The organism is Bacillus sp. EU52, assembly GCF_037964975.1.
Taxonomy (GTDB): domain Bacteria; phylum Bacillota; class Bacilli; order Bacillales; family Bacillaceae; genus Bacillus; species Bacillus subtilis.
In genome coordinates this window covers 499158-516610 of record NZ_CP150177.1, presented here as the reverse complement: position 1 = coordinate 516610, position 17453 = coordinate 499158, and the positions used below count along the sequence as shown (strand labels likewise).

The 17453-nt window shown below is 44.2% G+C and carries 21 protein-coding genes; 2 read left to right on the top strand and 19 right to left on the bottom strand.

Annotation, left to right across the window (positions count from 1 at the left end):
* Positions 1 to 6: 6 nt before the first annotated feature.
* From rsbX to acpS, 13 genes are all read right to left on the bottom strand, one after another.
* The gene (gene rsbX / locus NSU05_RS02660; RefSeq protein WP_003246608.1) at positions 7 to 606 is read right to left on the bottom strand and encodes a phosphoserine phosphatase RsbX; all 600 of its coding nucleotides are present in this window, start codon (positions 604 to 606) and stop codon (positions 7 to 9) included.
* Complete coding sequence (gene sigB / locus NSU05_RS02655; protein WP_003246715.1) at positions 606 to 1394, bottom strand: RNA polymerase sigma factor SigB; 789 nt, start codon at positions 1392 to 1394, stop codon at positions 606 to 608. The genes rsbX and sigB overlap by 1 nt, the downstream gene beginning before the upstream one ends.
* On the bottom strand, positions 1360 to 1842 hold the full coding sequence (gene rsbW / locus NSU05_RS02650) for an anti-sigma B factor RsbW (RefSeq protein WP_038427419.1): 483 nt from the start codon (positions 1840 to 1842) through the stop codon (positions 1360 to 1362). The genes sigB and rsbW overlap by 35 nt, the downstream gene beginning before the upstream one ends.
* Positions 1839 to 2168 carry an anti-sigma factor antagonist RsbV gene (rsbV, locus tag NSU05_RS02645; RefSeq protein ID WP_014475877.1) on the bottom strand — a complete coding sequence of 110 codons (330 nt, stop codon included), beginning with the start codon at positions 2166 to 2168 and terminating at the stop codon, positions 1839 to 1841. The genes rsbW and rsbV overlap by 4 nt, the downstream gene beginning before the upstream one ends.
* A 61-nt stretch (positions 2169 to 2229) precedes the next feature.
* Complete coding sequence (rsbU, locus tag NSU05_RS02640) at positions 2230 to 3237, bottom strand: phosphoserine phosphatase RsbU (protein ID WP_003234295.1); 1008 nt, start codon at positions 3235 to 3237, stop codon at positions 2230 to 2232.
* A gap of 11 nt (positions 3238 to 3248) precedes the next feature.
* On the bottom strand, positions 3249 to 3650 hold the full coding sequence (rsbT, locus tag NSU05_RS02635) for a serine/threonine-protein kinase RsbT (RefSeq protein WP_017697001.1): 402 nt from the start codon (positions 3648 to 3650) through the stop codon (positions 3249 to 3251).
* A 3-nt stretch (positions 3651 to 3653) separates the two neighbouring features.
* A complete protein-coding gene (gene rsbS, locus NSU05_RS02630; protein ID WP_003225190.1) occupies positions 3654 to 4019 on the bottom strand; it encodes an RsbT antagonist protein RsbS in 366 nt (121 codons plus the stop codon).
* A gap of 4 nt (positions 4020 to 4023) precedes the next feature.
* Positions 4024 to 4848: an RsbT co-antagonist protein RsbRA gene (gene rsbRA / locus NSU05_RS02625; RefSeq protein ID WP_009966610.1), complete on the bottom strand. Its 825-nt coding sequence runs from the start codon at positions 4846 to 4848 to the stop codon at positions 4024 to 4026.
* A gap of 115 nt (positions 4849 to 4963) precedes the next feature.
* The gene (ndoA, locus tag NSU05_RS02620) at positions 4964 to 5314 is read right to left on the bottom strand and encodes a type II toxin-antitoxin system endoribonuclease NdoA (RefSeq protein ID WP_003156187.1); all 351 of its coding nucleotides are present in this window, start codon (positions 5312 to 5314) and stop codon (positions 4964 to 4966) included.
* Positions 5315 to 5318: 4 nt separating this feature from the next.
* Positions 5319 to 5600: a type II toxin-antitoxin system antitoxin EndoAI gene (gene endB / locus NSU05_RS02615; RefSeq protein WP_003225183.1), complete on the bottom strand. Its 282-nt coding sequence runs from the start codon at positions 5598 to 5600 to the stop codon at positions 5319 to 5321.
* Positions 5601 to 5715: 115 nt separating this feature from the next.
* Entirely contained in the window at positions 5716 to 6885 is a 1170-nt protein-coding gene (gene alr / locus NSU05_RS02610; protein ID WP_015252766.1) for an alanine racemase, read from the bottom strand.
* A 113-nt stretch (positions 6886 to 6998) separates the two neighbouring features.
* Positions 6999 to 8015 carry an outer membrane lipoprotein carrier protein LolA gene (locus tag NSU05_RS02605; protein ID WP_072557167.1) on the bottom strand — a complete coding sequence of 339 codons (1017 nt, stop codon included), beginning with the start codon at positions 8013 to 8015 and terminating at the stop codon, positions 6999 to 7001.
* A gap of 165 nt (positions 8016 to 8180) precedes the next feature.
* Positions 8181 to 8546 (bottom strand): holo-ACP synthase, encoded by a 366-nt coding sequence (gene acpS, locus NSU05_RS02600; protein ID WP_038428386.1) that lies wholly within the window; start codon positions 8544 to 8546, stop codon positions 8181 to 8183.
* Positions 8547 to 8640: 94 nt separating this feature from the next.
* On the opposite strand from acpS, the gene NSU05_RS02595 reads away from it, so the two are divergent.
* Positions 8641 to 9240 (top strand): rhomboid family intramembrane serine protease, encoded by a 600-nt coding sequence (locus tag NSU05_RS02595; protein ID WP_038428385.1) that lies wholly within the window; start codon positions 8641 to 8643, stop codon positions 9238 to 9240.
* Positions 9241 to 9435: 195 nt separating this feature from the next.
* Here the strand turns inward: NSU05_RS02595 and NSU05_RS02590 are convergent, their stop codons facing one another.
* From NSU05_RS02590 to NSU05_RS02570, 5 genes are all read right to left on the bottom strand, one after another.
* Positions 9436 to 10917: a PH domain-containing protein gene (locus NSU05_RS02590; protein WP_038428384.1), complete on the bottom strand. Its 1482-nt coding sequence runs from the start codon at positions 10915 to 10917 to the stop codon at positions 9436 to 9438.
* Positions 10907 to 11386 (bottom strand): PH domain-containing protein, encoded by a 480-nt coding sequence (locus NSU05_RS02585; RefSeq protein ID WP_003234318.1) that lies wholly within the window; start codon positions 11384 to 11386, stop codon positions 10907 to 10909. The genes NSU05_RS02590 and NSU05_RS02585 overlap by 11 nt, the downstream gene beginning before the upstream one ends.
* Before the next feature lie 172 nt (positions 11387 to 11558).
* Entirely contained in the window at positions 11559 to 13043 is a 1485-nt protein-coding gene (gene cshA, locus NSU05_RS02580) for an ATP-dependent RNA helicase CshA (RefSeq protein ID WP_003246685.1), read from the bottom strand.
* A 399-nt stretch (positions 13044 to 13442) separates the two neighbouring features.
* Positions 13443 to 14816: a UDP-N-acetylmuramoyl-tripeptide--D-alanyl-D-alanine ligase gene (gene murF, locus NSU05_RS02575; RefSeq protein ID WP_038429985.1), complete on the bottom strand. Its 1374-nt coding sequence runs from the start codon at positions 14814 to 14816 to the stop codon at positions 13443 to 13445.
* 71 nt (positions 14817 to 14887) lie between these two features.
* Entirely contained in the window at positions 14888 to 15973 is a 1086-nt protein-coding gene (locus NSU05_RS02570; RefSeq protein ID WP_038428383.1) for a D-alanine--D-alanine ligase, read from the bottom strand.
* A 153-nt stretch (positions 15974 to 16126) separates the two neighbouring features.
* Here NSU05_RS02570 and NSU05_RS02565 point away from each other — a divergent pair, with 153 nt between their 5' ends.
* Positions 16127 to 16447, top strand: a complete 321-nt coding sequence (locus tag NSU05_RS02565) for a thioredoxin family protein (protein WP_038428382.1) — start codon at positions 16127 to 16129, stop codon at positions 16445 to 16447.
* Between the two features lie 14 nt (positions 16448 to 16461).
* Here NSU05_RS02565 and NSU05_RS02560 read toward each other — a convergent pair whose 3' ends face one another.
* On the bottom strand, positions 16462 to 17334 hold the full coding sequence (locus NSU05_RS02560) for a cation diffusion facilitator family transporter (protein ID WP_339204422.1): 873 nt from the start codon (positions 17332 to 17334) through the stop codon (positions 16462 to 16464).
* Positions 17335 to 17453: the final 119 nt, after the last annotated feature.

The following is a 17453-nucleotide window of genomic DNA, read 5'->3' as shown; positions in this document are numbered from 1 at the left end:
ATTCTCTTAGGACAGCTGTCCGAGAATATAGGTCAGGTCATCTTTTCTCGATGTCGTATACATTTTCAGCGAATTCGATATTTCTTCTACCGATTGGCCTTTTTTCAAGTGGGAGCGGATATCAGGTACGTTGAGTCCATCTGTATGTATAATGAACTTTGAACCCTTTTCATAGGTGGCGGTGTGCGTTTTGTATTTTTGCGGCTTGCCTGATAAATAGCCCGAAATCGGCAGAGGATAAAAGCTTTCACCAGACGGGGAATGCAGAATAAACCGTACATTTCCGACAGAGCAGTACGTAAACTGCCTTTGCTCAAAATTGATTTTCAGGATAGATGCTGTAGCGCCTCTTTTGTTTTTCATCGCCTGATTACAGCGTTCGATAATGCTTTCTACGTCTTCACTCGCATAGTTTTCCACTAAGTCTTTGATGGCTGCAGAGGATTCGTTAGCAAGTGATCCACTTCCCAGTCCGTCAGCAACCGCGCAAATTAACTCCTTATCATCAGCTTTCATAAAAAAGCTGTCACCGCAAATCGATTTCCCTTCTTTATTCAGTTGATATACTAGAGTTTGAATATGCTCGTTTTCTTCAACCTGGATCATTACATTAACTCCATCGAGGGATCTTCAATCAAGGCCTCTCTGAGCTTCTTCACAGCTTTGCGTTGCAAGCGCGAGACGTGCATTTGAGATATACCGAGAATGTCCCCAGTTTCTTTTTGGCTTTTGTTTTGAATATACGTAAGGTCTATGATTTGTTTTTCACGATCTGAAAGGACATGAAGCACGCTTTGCAGCATCAATTGCTGGTTGACCCGCTCATATCCGTCCTCCTGTGATCCGACGATATCAAGAATCGTGACGGTGCTTCCGTCCGAATCCGCTTCAATGCTGTGGTCAACGGATAAGGCTTGATAGCTTTTGCCCATTTCCATCGTTTCAAGAACCTCTTCTTCAGAAACATCGAGGAATTCGGCAATCTCTTCGACTTTCGGCGATCTTTGTGTTTCAGTGGTCAGCTGATCAACCGCCATTTTGATTCTTGGACCCAGTTCTTTAATTCGTCTCGGCACATGAACGCTCCATGTTTTATCTCTGAGGAAACGTTTAATTTCACCGATGATTGTCGGAATTGCAAAAGCTTCAAACGATTTGCCGACAACAGGATCGTATCGCTTAATCGCGCCTAGCAGCCCGATCATGCCGACCTGGCGGAGATCCTCGTGGAAGCTTTTGCCTTTTGAATATTTTTTCGCAAGCATGTCAACCAGATTTGTATACACCCGCACAAGCGTTTCCTGCGCCTGTTCATCTTGCTTTGTTTGGTAATCGCTTATGAGCCGATCGACTTCATCTTTAGTTAGTTTCGTAGTTTTTGATGGTTGTGTCATGATCAACTCGCTCCCCATTTAAATACTTTGTCATCGCTACGGTGACGCCGGAGTGGTTTTGCACTCTGACTTCATCCATGAGCGTTTCCATTAAATATAGACCGAGCCCTCCTTCTGATAATTGATCAACTGTGTGCGAAGGTGTGTACGGCCCTAGATCCTGCTGCTTTTGATCAAAGTCAAAGCTGTCTCCTTCATCCGCCACAATAACCTCTAAACGGTCTTCAAACACACCGAATCGTATTGACACTTCCCCATTTTTATCCTCTTTGTAAGCGTGCTGAACCGCATTTGTGCACGCCTCGCTGACTGCGATTTTCAAATCTTCAATTTCATCGTACGTATAGCCCATTCTGCTTGCGATCCCTGACAGCGTCAGTCTTATAATTCCAACATATTCAGGTTGGGCCGGCACTTTCATTTCGATGTAATCAACATTATTCTTCATTGCACTCCACCTTCTGACTTTGCAGAAATATCAATGATGTCCTTCAAGCCTGTAATGTCAAACAGTCGGATCAGCCGGTCAGAAAGATTTTCAAGTTTCAGCGAACCGCCTTGTTTTTTCACCATTTTAAAGGTCCCTACAAAAACGCCCAATCCGGTACTGTCCATGTAGCTGACATCTTTCAGGCAAATTCTTAAGTCAGCTCCTTGTTCTGCCAGAGGAACGAGCTTCTCTCTGAGCACCGGTGCTGAGTATACATCAATTTCTCCTGCAATGTTTACTTGTATATCATTCTCGTTTTGCTTCACATCAACATTTATATTCATTCGTATCACCTCAAATTTTCCTTCAAATCACTAGTTGCTTTATACCCTCGTCTGACAGACGTTAAACCTTTCTCCGCAAAACAATTAACGTAAAATCATCGTGAAGCTGAAAATCCTGCAATTTGAGGAGGCTGTCATAAATGTTTTTGACCATTTCCTGCGCGGAGGAACACATATGTTCCTCAATGAGCTTCTGCAGATCAGGACGCTCCAAGAAACCGTTTTCCGTTCTGCATTCTGTGACGCCGTCAGAAAATAAAACAATCATATCGCCCTTTTCCAGATGCTGATCGAATTGTTTGTAGTCATAGTCCTGTGAGATGCCGAGAACGAGTCCTTTGGCCTCTAAATCGTAAAACGTGTTGTCTTTTTGAGAATAATAGAATCCCGGTTCATGTCCCGCTGAAGCATATGTAAATTGATGCTTGTCCATATTGTAATTCGCATAAAACATCGTAATAAACATACTGGCATCAACGTTTTGTTCAACAACACGATTCAAATTTTTCAGCACTTGAGAAGGGTGTATGCCTGTTTCCGGCAAAGAGTCCATTGCGTATTTAATCATGGACATGCATAAAGCCGCTGGAATGCCTTTTCCGATCACGTCCGCGATTGCGATATTGATGGATTCCTTGTCTTTGACAAAGTGGTAGTAATCACCGCTCATCTGTTTAGCGGGAACACTGATGGCGCCGATATCCAGCGCTTCCTCCTGAGGAACTTTAGTTCCGAGAAGCGTCTGCTGGACATTTGCCGCGATTTCAATTTCTGATTTGATTTCCTGCTGTATCCCTCTAAGGGTTTGATGCTCCTGATAAGCCATTCCATAGCCAATCATGACTTCAATTAAAAAATCCAGCGAATGAAACACATCTTCCGGGAGACTTGGATACAGCTCCTTCAGCACTTTTCTGTGAATGCTGATGATTTCTTCCGGAGGAATTTGGTGTTCGATTGTTTTTCGGCTGAATTTTTGGGCTTGATATAAAGATGTTTCTGTTAATTCGGCTATATATCGACTAAGCAGCTGATGATACCGCTGCTCAATAACCTCCCTAAAATCCACGTTCTTACCTCCTACCGAAGCCATTTGATGGCTTGTATCTCTGTTCCTTCCCCCGATACGGAATTTAAGCTGAATTCATCCATCAGCCTTTTGACCCCGGGAAGTCCCGCACCAAGTCCTCCAGACGTTGAAAACCCGTCTTCCATGACTTTTCGGATATCAGGAATTCCCGGCCCTTGGTCTTCCGCTATAATTTTCAGGCCTTTTTTTCCTCTGTCTGCGACCTGTTCAATTCCAATCTGCCCTTTGCCGGCATATAAATAAATATTCCTGGCTAATTCTGAAATAGCTGTTGTAATTCTAGCCTGGTCTACCGTGCCGAAACCCAGTTCTTTCGCAACGTTTCGTCCCAGCTGTCTGGCGGCCACAATATCCCATTCTGTCATGATTCTTACACAGGATTGGTCGTTCATTCGCTATTCCCCCAATTCCCGCTTCAATGTCTCAAGCCCCTGCTCTAAGTCGAGCGCAGTTTCGATTTCCTCAAGTGCGATTCCAAGTTCAATCAGCGTCACTGCCACAGCGGGCTGAATGCCGGTCAAGACGACTTTAGCCCCCATTAACTTAGACATTGTAATGACGTCGCCCAGCACTTTCGCGATAAATGAATCAATCATATCCACAGATGTCAGGTCAATGACGACTCCGTTAGCACCTGTTTCGTATATTTTATTTAATAAGTCTTCTTGAAAAGTTAAAGCTGTCTGGTCATCAAGTTCCCATTGAATGGATACTAATAAGCAATTATACAGTTTCAAGATCGGGATTTTCGGATGTCTCAAAATGTTATTCCCCCAATGAAACGATTTTTCGATCCGTCATTTCCAATGCTGTTTGAATTCCTTTTTGCAGGGTATTCTTAGTTATAACTTGGGATAAATCAATCCCCAGGTTGACGATTGTTTGAGCAATTTCCGGACGGATTCCGGCCAGCAGGCATTTTGCTCCGACAAGCCTTACAGCTTCTGATGCCTGAATAATATGATGGGCAACCATCGTATCGACGACAGGGACACCTGTAATGTCAATCAGCACGACTTGGGAACGGTGTTTGACGACGCCATTAAGAAGGTTTTCCATAATTCGTTTCGCGCGTTCGGTATCAATTGTTCCGACAAGAGGCATCACAGTGATATTTTCAAACACCGGGATAAGCGGCGCAGACAGCTCTTGCAGCGCGATTTTTTGCAGGGATACTGTTTTTTCCCATGAGATTGAGTATTGATTAAAAATTTCTGTGTTAATCGGGCTGAAAAAGCGGTCAATCTGCCAGATTAATTCCGTGCTCTCTTGATCTGGCAATCTCTTATCATTCATTTTCGTGTAGAGACGCTTCCAGAATTCAGCAAGCGCAGTAGCCAAAAACTTCATAGACAGTCCGATTTGGACCGCTCGAAGCGCCAGTTCGCTGATTTGGCTTTCAGCAGCGTTTTCGTCCTTAACAGACAGCAGCAGAATGTCGATATATTCTTTAGATATATTTTCATACACTTGGTCAGTCAGCTGATAGGATTCTTGCTCGCTTAATTCTTTTAGTGTGTCAGTCCACAGTTGGAGCAGTTCATTTTGATTTTCGGCAATGAACTGGTATACAGTCTGATTCGACATCAAATTCGCTTACCTCCCAATAAAAAACAACATATTTTTTTCGTTATTTCACTATTATATCGTTTATGTTTTTTGAAAACAAAAAAAGTTGCTCTATTTGAGCAACCTGCAAATATGTCTAAAAATCAATGAGTGCCAAACTGATTTGTAAGGCTTCATCAACCTTATCCATCATTTCATCATCCAGATGAGTAATCTTATCCGTTAACCTTTGCTTGTCAATCGTCCGAATTTGCTCCAGCAAAATAACGGAATCTCTTTCAAAACCGTAGCGTTTTGCATCGATTTCGACGTGGGTTGGTAATTTCGCTTTCTGTATTTGTGCTGTTATGGCTGCAACAATAGCAGTTGGGCTGAAGCGATTTCCGATGTCATTTTGGATCACTAAAACCGGGCGCACCCCGCCTTGCTCTGAGCCAACAACAGGAGATAAATCAGCAAAATAAACATCGCCGCGTTTCACAATCAAATGATTATCCTCCGCTGACTAAGCGCTCAACTGTCGTTTCAGCCTCGCACTCCGCAAAGTGAGCCTCAGAAGAAATATTCAGGTTGATTTTCGCCATTTCCATATAGCCGCGTCTCATCAAATCACGGTTGTGACGAGTTGTTCGTTCGCTGACATACGCTCTCACTGCTTGTGATATCAGTTCGTTTCTGCTTCGTTTCTCCCGCATCGCTACACCATCCAATTCAGCTACTAGGTTTTCGGGCAAGCTGATTTTCATTTCGGTTCTTGCGCTGGATTCAGACAAAAAACATACACCTCCACCAAACTTACGGATACGACTCTTTTATCCATCCAGTGATAATGATACCATTATTCACTCTTCAAGCAAAGCTGTTTTATGAATTCTCCATTTAGGTAAGTTAATTGCTTGTATTTACCTGCAATAAAGGATTTCTTACTTCCATTATACTCCCATTTTCCAAAAACATACGGGGAACACGGGAACTTATTGTACAGGCCACCTCATAGTTAATGGTTTCGAGCCTTCCTGCAATCTCATCCATGGAAATATATTCATCCCCCTGCCGGCCTATTAATGTGACTTTTGTGCCCGGCGGATATTCCTGATCCAGCTCCACCATAAATTGGTCCATGCAAATTCGGCCGGCAATTTTCAAGCGTTTTCCCTTCACAAGGATGTCAGTCCCTTTCAATTTTCGGAGCCAGCCGTCCGCATAGCCTACAGGCACCGTCCCGATCCATGTGTCTTTTTCCGCTGTGTACTCGGCTCCGTAGCTGACGCTCTCGCCTTTTCTGATCAGTTTGACATGCGACAGCGTCGAATGCAGGGTAAATGCCGGACGCAGCTGAAACGGTATCTCGTCCGAAATGTCAGCAGACGGGCGAAGGCCATACATGCCGATGCCGAATCTGACTGCATTAAAAAAGCCTTTTTTCAGCCGGAGTCCGGCGGCGCTGTTCGCGCAGTGGACCATCAGATTCTTTAACGGCAGCGGAGCAATCAGCTCTTTAAAACGCTCAAACTGCATTAAGAAATAGCCTCTTTCTTTTTCATCCGCTGTCGCAAAATGGGTAAATACCCCTTTGCACTTTAAACGAGGGTTGCGGTCAAGAATGGCCATCACGTTCTGAACTTCTTCCTCTGTTTTTACACCAAGCCTGTTCATCCCTGTATCGACCTTCAGATGAAAATGAAGAGAACCTTTTTTTGTGTGGCGGGCTGCCTCCTGAAGCCATTCAACAGAATAACCTGTTAAGGTCACGTCATACTCAGCAGCGATTGCCACATACTCTGGGGGAACCGCGCCAAGCACCAATATAGGCGCCTTCAATCCCTTTTTGCGCAGTGAAATCGCTTCATCCAAAATGGCCACGGCCAAGCATGAAGCACCTGCGTCAAGAGCAGCCTTTGCTGTTTCTGCATCACCATGCCCGTAGGCGTTTGCTTTCACAACTGCCATCAGGTGGACATGTTCACCGATATGTTTTTTCATATTGCTGACATTTTCCTTTATCGCGGACAAGTCAATTTCCGCCCACGTATCTCTGTAAAAAGGTTTTGTGCTCATTACGACACTTCCTAGCTTTTATTCAATATCATTTACATATCATACTAAAATTAAAGGCTAAAGGGAAACGATGTCTAACGAAAAAAAGGCCAAATCATGTTTGGCCTTTGTTGTTATTTCGATGATTGTCCCTGCATGCTTTTCGCTACTGTCACCATTTCCTCTTTAGAAAGATCTTTAGAAGAGAGAAGGTAATCTACACCTTCATATGTCCATGACAATGATGCATCCGACAAGGCGCCGATGGTGTAGCCGAGATTTACCGGTTCGCCGTTCAGCGTAACGGAGGAGGAAGCCTTGGCAATCTGGGCTTTTTCCTGAATTAACGTAAATGACTTTTCTCCTCCGTACGTCATGATGATGCGCTTCCCGTCTTCAGTAGATATATCTTTTTCTTCAAGCAGCTTGACGCCAAGCGGCAGTTCCAGCGGCGTTTTGACCGCGAATGTATCGGAAGGCTTTGCGCTTGTGGCAACATCCATTTGAGAAAGGGTCATATTTTTCTTTTCGTCAAATGATTCTTTATCAAATTGTTTATTAAATTCAAAGCTGCTGAATTCTACTTTGACCATCACTTTCCGGTCAGTATCCATCACTTTGACAGATGACGGGCTCATATCTTTTTTGTTAAATGTGATTTCTTGCGTGGGCAGCATTTTGTTATGCTGATAGTTTGTTTTTGTTTCAAATACGTATTTCTTTTCTTTCGCTGTGAAAACTGCATCCGAATCGTTTTGAACATCCTTTACGAGCGATTCAAACAGATAAACCTGGCTGCTGTTGTTCGGCCAATCGCTTTGAAATCTGAAGCTCTTATTTAAAGACGGCGTGAGAACGAATACTCCGTTTTCATTTCGTAAAATGACTTGGTTTTGGTCCTTTTTCGGATTTTCTAAATAAACCCTGTACAGAGACGGCTTTTTGTGCCAGATTTCCACATTGTATACTTGAGGCTCACTCCCTGTCTCGATGGTCATTTTCGCTTTTGCTTTGTACGAGGTGTATTCTTTCGCCTTTTCATCTAACCCGGCCACAATATCTTGCTGTGTTTTTTGCCCGCAGGCAGAAAGAATAAGAACAGCAAGCAGTCCCGTTAAAAGCAAAACAAAGCTTTTTCTCACCTTTTTCAACCCCTTTTTCTCAATTGATGTAAAAGGAAGAAATCGCTTGTTTGACTTTAACGGTACGCTCGGTACACGTTTAGGCAGAACAGATGCGTACCATAAAAGCCTCAAACAACTTGTCTCCCTTAATGCACTATCAAATATATGAGTGGGGTTTCCCTAATATGCAGACTAGCTTGACAACCTTTCAATCACAACCTGCGCGGCAGCGTATTCTTTTGTATGAGTGATCGATACGTGAACGGCAGCCTGGCTCAGTTTCGTGCAAATGATATAGGGCTTGCCATTTTGGTCTTTCCTAATTTCAATGTCCTGAAAGCTGAGCTGCCTCCCAATGCCGGTGCCAAATGCTTTCGAGAAAGCTTCTTTTGCCGTGAATCTGCCCGCGAGAAATTCGATTTTTCTTTTCTCTGAAAGCTCATGGTATTGGTCAAGCTCGCTTCGCGTCAAAATCCGCTCGGCAAACCTTTTCTGGCGCCCAGTCATAGAGGCGATCCGTTTAAGCTCGGTAATGTCCAGTCCAATGCCGTAAATCATGTATGATAACCTCCTTTGCGTACGTACTATTTAAATGGTTTGTCTCATAAACGTGTTACTATAGATATACCAAAATGAAGAAAAGGGGCTCGGAATGTTTATACGGACTGAAAATTTTCAAACATTTATCAGGCTTTACCCCGTTGTCACCTTTATATTGGCTTTGCAAGCTGTTCTCTGGCTGTTTTTTTCACTTCCTGCCCATTCAGTCGTGTTATGGAGGGATACCGTCACAGGCTATAATCTAGGTGTCGCAAACGGTGAATGGTGGCGGTTTATCACACCGATTTTGCTGCACGCCGGTTTCACACATCTGCTGTTTAATTCCATGTCCATCTTTTTATTTGCCCCGGCTTTGGAACGCATGCTGGGAAAAGCGCGTTTCCTTCTTGTATACGCCGGCTCCGGCATCATCGGCAATATTGGCACTTATGTTACAGAGCCGCTTGATTACGTGCATGTCGGTGCTTCAGGCGCAATTTTCGGGCTATTTGGCGTATACCTGTTTATGGTTCTTTTTCGCAATGAGCTAATAGGGCAGGAGCATTCCAAAATGATCATCACACTGCTCGCATTTGCCGTTCTCATGTCGTTTATCAATTCCAATATTAACATGATGGCCCATCTGTTTGGACTATGCGGCGGGTTTCTTCTTTCGTTTTTATGCGTGCAAAAAAAAGAGCGGCGGTATTAACCGCGCTTCAGATTGATGACAAAATCCTAAAATGGTTTTCATTTTAGGATTTTGTCATCTTTTCAGCGTGATTGAAAACCCTTGAAGTCTAGGAAGGACGAGCATAGGAGCGGAGCGAATGTTCTAATTCGTGAGCACCGAAGCGCAGTCCTGACAACGAATGCGAGGGTTTGCCGACACGCTGGAGCGGCGGTATTAACCGTCCGCTTTTTCATATGAGTACCACTTTAAAATGAAGGCTGCATCCTCTTCACCTACATCCCTCACCGTTAATTCTTCCATATGGCTCGATGATTTCACCGAAGTAGAAATGGTATACAAGCGGCCTTTCTTTTGGAAATAGGATTGGCTGAACTTGCAGACCTGCATTCGTTTTTTCAGTACAATGGCGGTTGTTCTGCCTATAAATCTAGACGTCAGCTGAAGACGGTCCCCGTTGATCGTCCATGCAGCCTCTTTATACGCGAGATAGCCGAAGAACAATTCTATCGGCAGCAGGATCACTGACAGATAGCCCCATGGCTGAAAGAAGATACATAACGGGATGATCAAAAAGAGTGAAAAAATGACAGAACGGAACAAATAGCGTTTCAACGCGCGCCGCGGCAGGCGGCGGCAGTTTTCTTCCAGCGTGTATTCCGGCGTAAATGTTCGGAGCATGTGCGGAAGCTTTTTTTTATGAATCATTGGAAAGAGAATGGTCAAAGCGCCTTCTTCTTTTTCCCGGTCGCCGCCTCCTGCGCTGACGATGGACACCGTTACAAAGCCGAAAAGCTGGCGAATGATATTTTCTTTGATTTTAATGGCTTGTATTTTTCGCAGCGGAATCGTGACTTGATGTTTTTCAATAATTCCCCTTGAAATCACCAGTTCCTGCTCTTTTTTTATGATTTGAAAGTTCGCGTATCTAAACATCATGCCCGCGATGCTGAAAATCCAGGCGATAAATAAACCGATAAAAATGAGTACCGCATAAATACCGATGCTGGCGTGCTGAAGGAAGGAAAATTTATCAAATAACCAATCCATTGGCAGCACTTCATCAAGCTGGGAAATAAGTGCAAATACAGCGGAGATAATGACTCCGATTCCGCCGGAGGTAGAAGCGGCCATGAGCAATTCTTTCGCGTTCATGCGATAGTGCTCTTGCACCTCAACGGCCGGAACCAACTCCTCTTCAGCTTCAAGCCGTTCTTCATCAAGTTCATTTTCTCGTCTTTGCGCTTTTTTCTTAAAGACAGCTTCTTTGATGCGTTCCGCTTCTTCAACAGAAATAGCAGAAAGAACGGCTTCTGCCTCCTTGCCCCCGCCTGCTGTTTCAATTTGCAGCTTCACAAGCTTAAAGATTTGCTGGACAAGGCCTGCGCTCGTATTCATCGTTTGAATCCGATCAATCGATATGTATCGCTTTTTCGTAACAAATAAGCCTTCTTCGATTCTAAATTCATCATCTTCAATTCGATAGGTAAACCTTCTCCATTTGATAATGCTTGCCGCTACAAGCCAGATGAATAGCACACCGAGCGCAATGGCTCCGTAAAAACGGACAGTATGGTTTGAATTGACAATATACACAAAAAAGAATGGCAGAATGATATTTTTTATCGTTTGAATAATGGTATGGCATAAATTCAAAATGACTGCTGCCGGGTGCAGGCGTTTCGGTTCAGACATCATCATCAGTCACCCTCGCCAGACGGGAAATGGAGTCTCTCAGCCGATCCGCTTCCTCCATCTCTAAAGCGGGGATCGAATGAACGGTCGCGGCCGTGGAAATTTTCACCGTTGCCAGGTTGTATTTTTTTAATAATGGCCCTTGTGACGTATCGACGTGCTGAACTCTGACCATCGGAACAATCACACGTGTTACCACAAAAATACCTGACTGAATATCTATTTCATGTTCATGGACTTCATATCGCCACACCTTATGACGGACCTTCGGAATGATAAAGACCGTCACAATCGATCCCAACAGCCAAACCGCGCCGAGCACGCCGCTGATCCAGTACGGCCAATGAAAATAATAGCTTAACACTGCAACTGCAATGACAATAAGCAAGCAAACAGCGGATATGATGATCTCTTGAAGTCGCCAAACCTTTAATCCGTCTGGACTGATTTGGTTTTTTGGCTGCTCTCTCAAAAATACCTACCTCCCTTTTTTTCGTCGTTACTTATACGTCTCTTTTACAGAAAGGTTTCATTCTTAAGCATACAGAGAAAAATGGCTTCCGTCAGCTGAAAATTTGCTGAATAACAAATCGCGAACATAAAAAAGCCCAAAACATCATGTTTTGGGCTCTGAATCGATCAAATTAGTAAGATTTTTTCTGGCGTCTGTCACCTGAAGAACGGCGATCGTTTGAACGCTTTTTGTCATAGGAAGAACGGTTGTTGCTTTTCCCTTTTCCGCCGCGGTAGCCGCCGCCTTGACCGTCTCTGCGTTTAGAAGAGCGCTGGTTCTTGTAGCGTTTGCTGACCATCGGCGCTTCGTCTGTTAAGCGAACCGGTGTGTCGTCTGGCTCTTTTGTAGCCATTTTGATAGCCGCCGCAACCACTGTTACTGCATCATGATCTTCAAGCAGCTCAGCTGCCGCTGTCATGTAGAAGTTCAGGTTGTTTTCACTGATTGTTGTGCGAAGACGTTCAACAGTAACCTGTTGCTGGCCTTCTAACGCTTCATCAAGTGTAGGCTCCTTCATGCGGTCCATTTTGCGTTTTGTTGTTTGTTCAATTGCGCGAAGCATGCTTTTCTCACGCGGTGTAATGAACGTCATTGCCATACCTGTTTTTCCTGCACGGCCCGTTCTTCCGATACGGTGAACGTAGCTTTCAGGATCTTGAGGCACGTCGAAGTTGTATACGTGTGTAACACCTGAGATATCAAGTCCGCGAGCGGCAACATCAGTTGCGACTAGAACTTCGATTGCGCCTTCTTTAAATTTACGAAGCGCAACCATACGTTTCGCCTGCGTTAAGTCACCGTGAATTCCTTCAGCTGCATATCCGCGAAGGTTCAGGGCTTCAGCCAGCTCATCGACACGGCGTTTTGTACGTCCGAATACGATCGCAAGCTCAGGAGACTGAATGTCAAGAAGACGAGTCAGTGTATCGAATTTTTTGCGTTCTTGCACTTCCAAATAGAACTGCTGAATGTTAGAAACCGTCATTTCTTTCGCTTTTACTTTTACGTGTTCCGGCTCAGTCATAAAGCGCTCTGCAATGCGTTTGATCGGCGCAGGCATTGTGGCAGAGAACAGAAGTGTCTGATGCTCGCTTGGCACGTTTGAAAGGATAGATTCAATATCATCAATGAATCCCATGTTCAGCATTTCATCCGCTTCATCCATTACAACGGTATTTACATTGTTTAAACGAATGGTGCGGCGGTTGATGTGGTCAAGAAGACGTCCAGGTGTTCCGACAATAATATTCGGATTCTTCTTTAACGCCCGGATTTGCCGTCCAATATCCTGTCCGCCGTAAATAGGAAGAACCTTCGCACGTTTATCTTGTCCGATTTTATACAATTCTTCAGATACTTGAATGGCTAATTCACGGGTTGGCGCGATTACGATTGCTTGAATATTAGGAGACTCGGGGTTAATTTTTTCAACAAGGGGTATACCAAACGCAGCTGTTTTACCTGTACCTGTTTGCGCTTGTCCAATGACGTCTTTATTTGAAAGTCCGAGCGGTATCGTTTGTGCCTGAATCGGTGTTGCTTCTTCAAATCCCATACGATTAATTGCTTTCATGAGATCAGAACTTAAATTAAAATCTTGAAACGTTATAGTCAAATTATTCAAACTCCTTCTAATTGCTGTTTCAGTAATGTCGTGATTTACCACTTATAAAACTGCCCTTTAGACAAGAAGGACAGGATCCATCCGTATACAAAGCCCGAATTACTTTAAGTTTTATCTTACCATTACACTATTTGTTTTTCAATAAGATGAGAAGCAGATCGGCATCTCGAATATGCCGGCTGCTGCTCCATCCGCTCCCAAGAATCCGGCGGAGAACTTCGGGTCACGATGAAAAGTCCGGACGAATATGTTCGTATCGCGAAATAACCTATATATATTGTATCATAGCCGCAGCCGGCCAGATATACATAATTTTCGGCCGGCATACATTAGTGTTTGCATATCATGTTATTTTATGATGCAATATGCGTTTTTTCGCAAAATATTTTCTTATGAAAGCGGGCTCTCTATTAAATCTTTAACGATTTCTTCAAGCTTCATACCTCTGGACGCTTTGAATAAAATCAAATCGCCTTTTGATGCGTTTTCCTTCACAGCTTGGAGGAGATCTTTTTTCTCAGTGTAATGGCTGACGCGGTCTTTCTCAAAGTGTTTCAAGGCGCCTTCTGCGATAAAAGCTCCCAGTTTTCCGTACGTAAAGACGCGGTCAATTTTCTCAGGGCTGATCACAGCACCGCACTCTTTATGGAACGTTTCTTCAAGATCGCCGAGTTCAAGCATATCACCGAGCACGAGCATTTTTTTGCCGTAGCCTTCGAGGCTTTCTGTCAATTGAATTGCAGCTTTCATAGAAGTCGGGCTCGCATTATAAGCGTCATTGATTATCGAAAGGCCGCTGTCTGTTTTGATGAGTTCAAGTCTCATCCCGGTTACCTTTAGGCAGCTCAGTCCTTTTGCCGCATCCTCAGGCGCGATGCCAAAATAAGCCCCTGCAGCAATTGCAGCCATGGCGTTCATCACATTGTGCTTGCCGAGTATCGGAATAAAAAACGTTTTTTCTATCCCTTTGATTGTAAAATGGGTTCCTTCCTCACTCTGGCTGACATCCTGAAGCTGATAATCATTATGCGCTCCCGTCCCGTACGTTTTCGTCTGGCAGCTGTATGCATTTTGAAGGAGCGGTTCGTCCCCGATATAAATCAGCACTCCGTCTTCTTTAAGCCCGTTAATGATTTCAAGCTTCGCCTCTGCGATGCCCTCTCTAGAGCCGAGGTCTTGCATATGCGATTCGCCGATATTCGTAATCACTGCCGCATCCGGGTTTGCCAGGCGGCTCAAGAGGTCAATTTCTCCTTTGGCGCTCATTCCCATCTCCAATACGGCGATCTCCGTATTTTCAGGCATCGCTAAAACTGTCAGCGGCAAACCGATATGATTATTGAAGTTTCCTCCAGTTTTGTGGACACGGTACTGGGTCCCCAGTACGGCGTGAATCATATCTTTTGTTGTCGTTTTGCCATTGCTTCCGGTTACTCCGATGACACGCGTGCCAAGCTCCTGCAAATAGGCTTTTGCAAGCTGCTGAAGTGCAGTAAGGGTATCGTCCACTAAAATGACGGCGTGATTCTCGGGCGGATTTGGTACTGACCGATCCCAAAGAACAGCCGCTACACCAGCTTCAAAGGCCTGCTCCACAAAAGTGTGGCCGTCAAAACGTTCCCCTTTCAGCGGAATGAAGAGCTGATGTTGTTCCAGTTTTCTTGTATCGGTTGCCACTCCATGAATGACTGTTTGTTCATATTGCGGATTTGTTAGTGTGCCATTAACCATTTCGGCAATGTTTTTTACTGTTCGCTTAATCAAGTAAGGTCCCTCTCTTTCTTTTGTATATACGGGAAAAAACACTGCCCTTTTACCGGCAGTGTCCTTCTTCATTAGAATGTATGCTTAATCAATTGTTTTTCAGCGTGGCGTTCTTTTGCAAGCTCCACAAGCTGTTCAATCAGGTCAGCATATTCCACTCCGGCTTCTTTCCAGAGCAGCGGGAACATGCTGAAAGGTGTAAAGCCAGGCATTGTGTTGACTTCATTGATCAGAACGTCGCCGTCAGCTGTCAGGAAAAAGTCCGCTCTGACGAGTCCTGAACCATCGATCGCTTTAAACGCTTTGATCGCCATATCACTGATTGTTGCGTATTCCTCATCAGTCACAATCGCCGGAATCATCAGATCAGTATCTCCATCCTCATATTTCGCTTTGTAATCGTAGAAATCTGTCTTCGGTGCGATTTCTCCCACAACAGAGCATTTAGGATCATCATTTCCAAGAACGCCGATCTCAATCTCGCGGCCGTTAATTCCTTCTTCAACGACGACTTTACGATCATATTGGAAAGCAAGCTCAAACGCTTTTTGCAGTTCTTCACGGTTTCGGCATTTGCTGATTCCGACACTTGAGCCGAGGTTCGCCGGTTTTACGAAGCAAGGGTAGCCTAATTCCTGTTCAACCTGCTCACAGCTTTCTTTCGGAGAACGAGTCCAGTCTTTCTTAAGGAAAGCTGCGTATTTAGCCTGAGCAAGGCCGGCCTGAGCAAATAAATGTTTCATGACAACTTTATCCATGCCAGCTGAGGAAGCAAGCACTCCGTTGCCGACATAAGGAATGTTCAACAGCTCGAGCATTCCCTGGATCGTACCGTCTTCTCCGTTCGGTCCGTGGAGGAGCGGGAATACGACGTCGATGGCTTCATTTTGCTGTGACGCTTCCTGCGGAAACATCTCCTGGTTCAAGGCAGCTGGAGAAAAAGCACTGCCTCCTTGCTCAAATTGAAGCATTTTCACATTTGAAACAGGCTCAGTTAAACGGGCGCCTCTTACCCATTCGCCTTTTTCTGTTATATAAATCGGATGTATATCAAACTTCTCAGTATTTAGCGCTTTGATTACAGCCAGAGCCGTCTGCAGGGAAACATTATGTTCTGCCGACTTTCCTCCGTACACTAATCCTAGACTTGTTTTCAATGGATACTCCCCCCACTACAATTCATCTTTACTATCTTATCATTTTCACCGGAAAATGATCTAATTATTTTTGGGCATGCTGATGTTGAATGCATTTGTATGTAATTCCTTTTTATTTTATATTAAAATGGCATTGAAAAGGAGATGTGACATATGAAAAAAATCACAACAAACGAACAATTTAATGAACTGATTCAATCAGATAAAGAAATCATTGTAAAGTTTTATGCTGATTGGTGCCCAGACTGCACACGCATGAATATGTTCATCGGCGACATTTTGGAAGAATACAACCAAAACGATTGGTATGAGCTGAATAAGGACGAGCTTCCTGACCCGGCTGAAAAATACCAAGTAATGGGCATTCCCAGCCTGCTTATTTTCAAGAACGGTGAAAAAACAGCTCACCTTCACAGCGCCAATGCCAAAACGCCTGAAGAAGTGACTGAATTTTTATCTGAACATATAAGCTAATTCGTTAAACAGCCTTATTTTATGTCGTCAGGCTCTACATGAACATGAACATGAGTGACATCGTGTTCATGTTTTATTTTGTCTTCTACTTCATCCGCCACTCCATGGCCTTCTTCTACTGTAAGCTTCGGATCAACCGTAATCACCATCTCGATATGAACTGTACTGCCTAAATACCTCGCTTTCACATCCTTTAGGCGATGCACATTTTCGATCCTGCCGACGGTCTGTTTGTAAGGCTCAAGATCTTTTAAATGGAAGCCGTCTGTTAAGGAATGTGAAACGTCTTTAAAGATATCCCACGCTGTTTTGCAAATGATGATGCCGATGATAAAAGCCGTTACCGGATCAATCCACGGCAGCTTCAGCTGGGACGAAAAAACACCGATAAACGCGCCGGCGCTTACAAAAGCGTCTGACCTGCTGTCCTTTGCCGCTGCCATCAGGGCAGAGCTTTTAATGGACGCTGCCAGCCTTTTGTTATATAAATAGATGCCATACATAAACACAGCACTGCCTAACGCCGTCCATGCCGCGATAAGATTTGGCGTTTCCGTTGTGCCGCCCGCAATCGCTTTTCCTCCGCCGATTAACACTTCAATGCCGACTGCCATCATAATAAAAGACGCAACAAGAGACGAAATTGTTTCAGCCCGATAATGGCCGTATGGATGATCGCTGTCAGCCGGTCTTTGAGAAATCCGCAATCCTATCAGCACTGCTACTGACGCAACAATATCTGTTCCATTATTTAACCCGTCTGCTCTCAGCGCTTCAGAATGATATAGAATCCCGATGACTAGCTTTACAACAGCAAGGATGACATATGCAAAAATATTGAGGAGCGCCCCTTTTTCTCCCTTTTTCAGATTTTCTGTCCGCTCCATTGAATACCAGCCTCCATTCTATTACATAGTATGGTTCAAAACATGAAAAATAGCAGGACGCGTTCAATGAAGCGGAATATTTCGACAGCAAATTATTGCCCGGGAAACTTTTTGTCGAT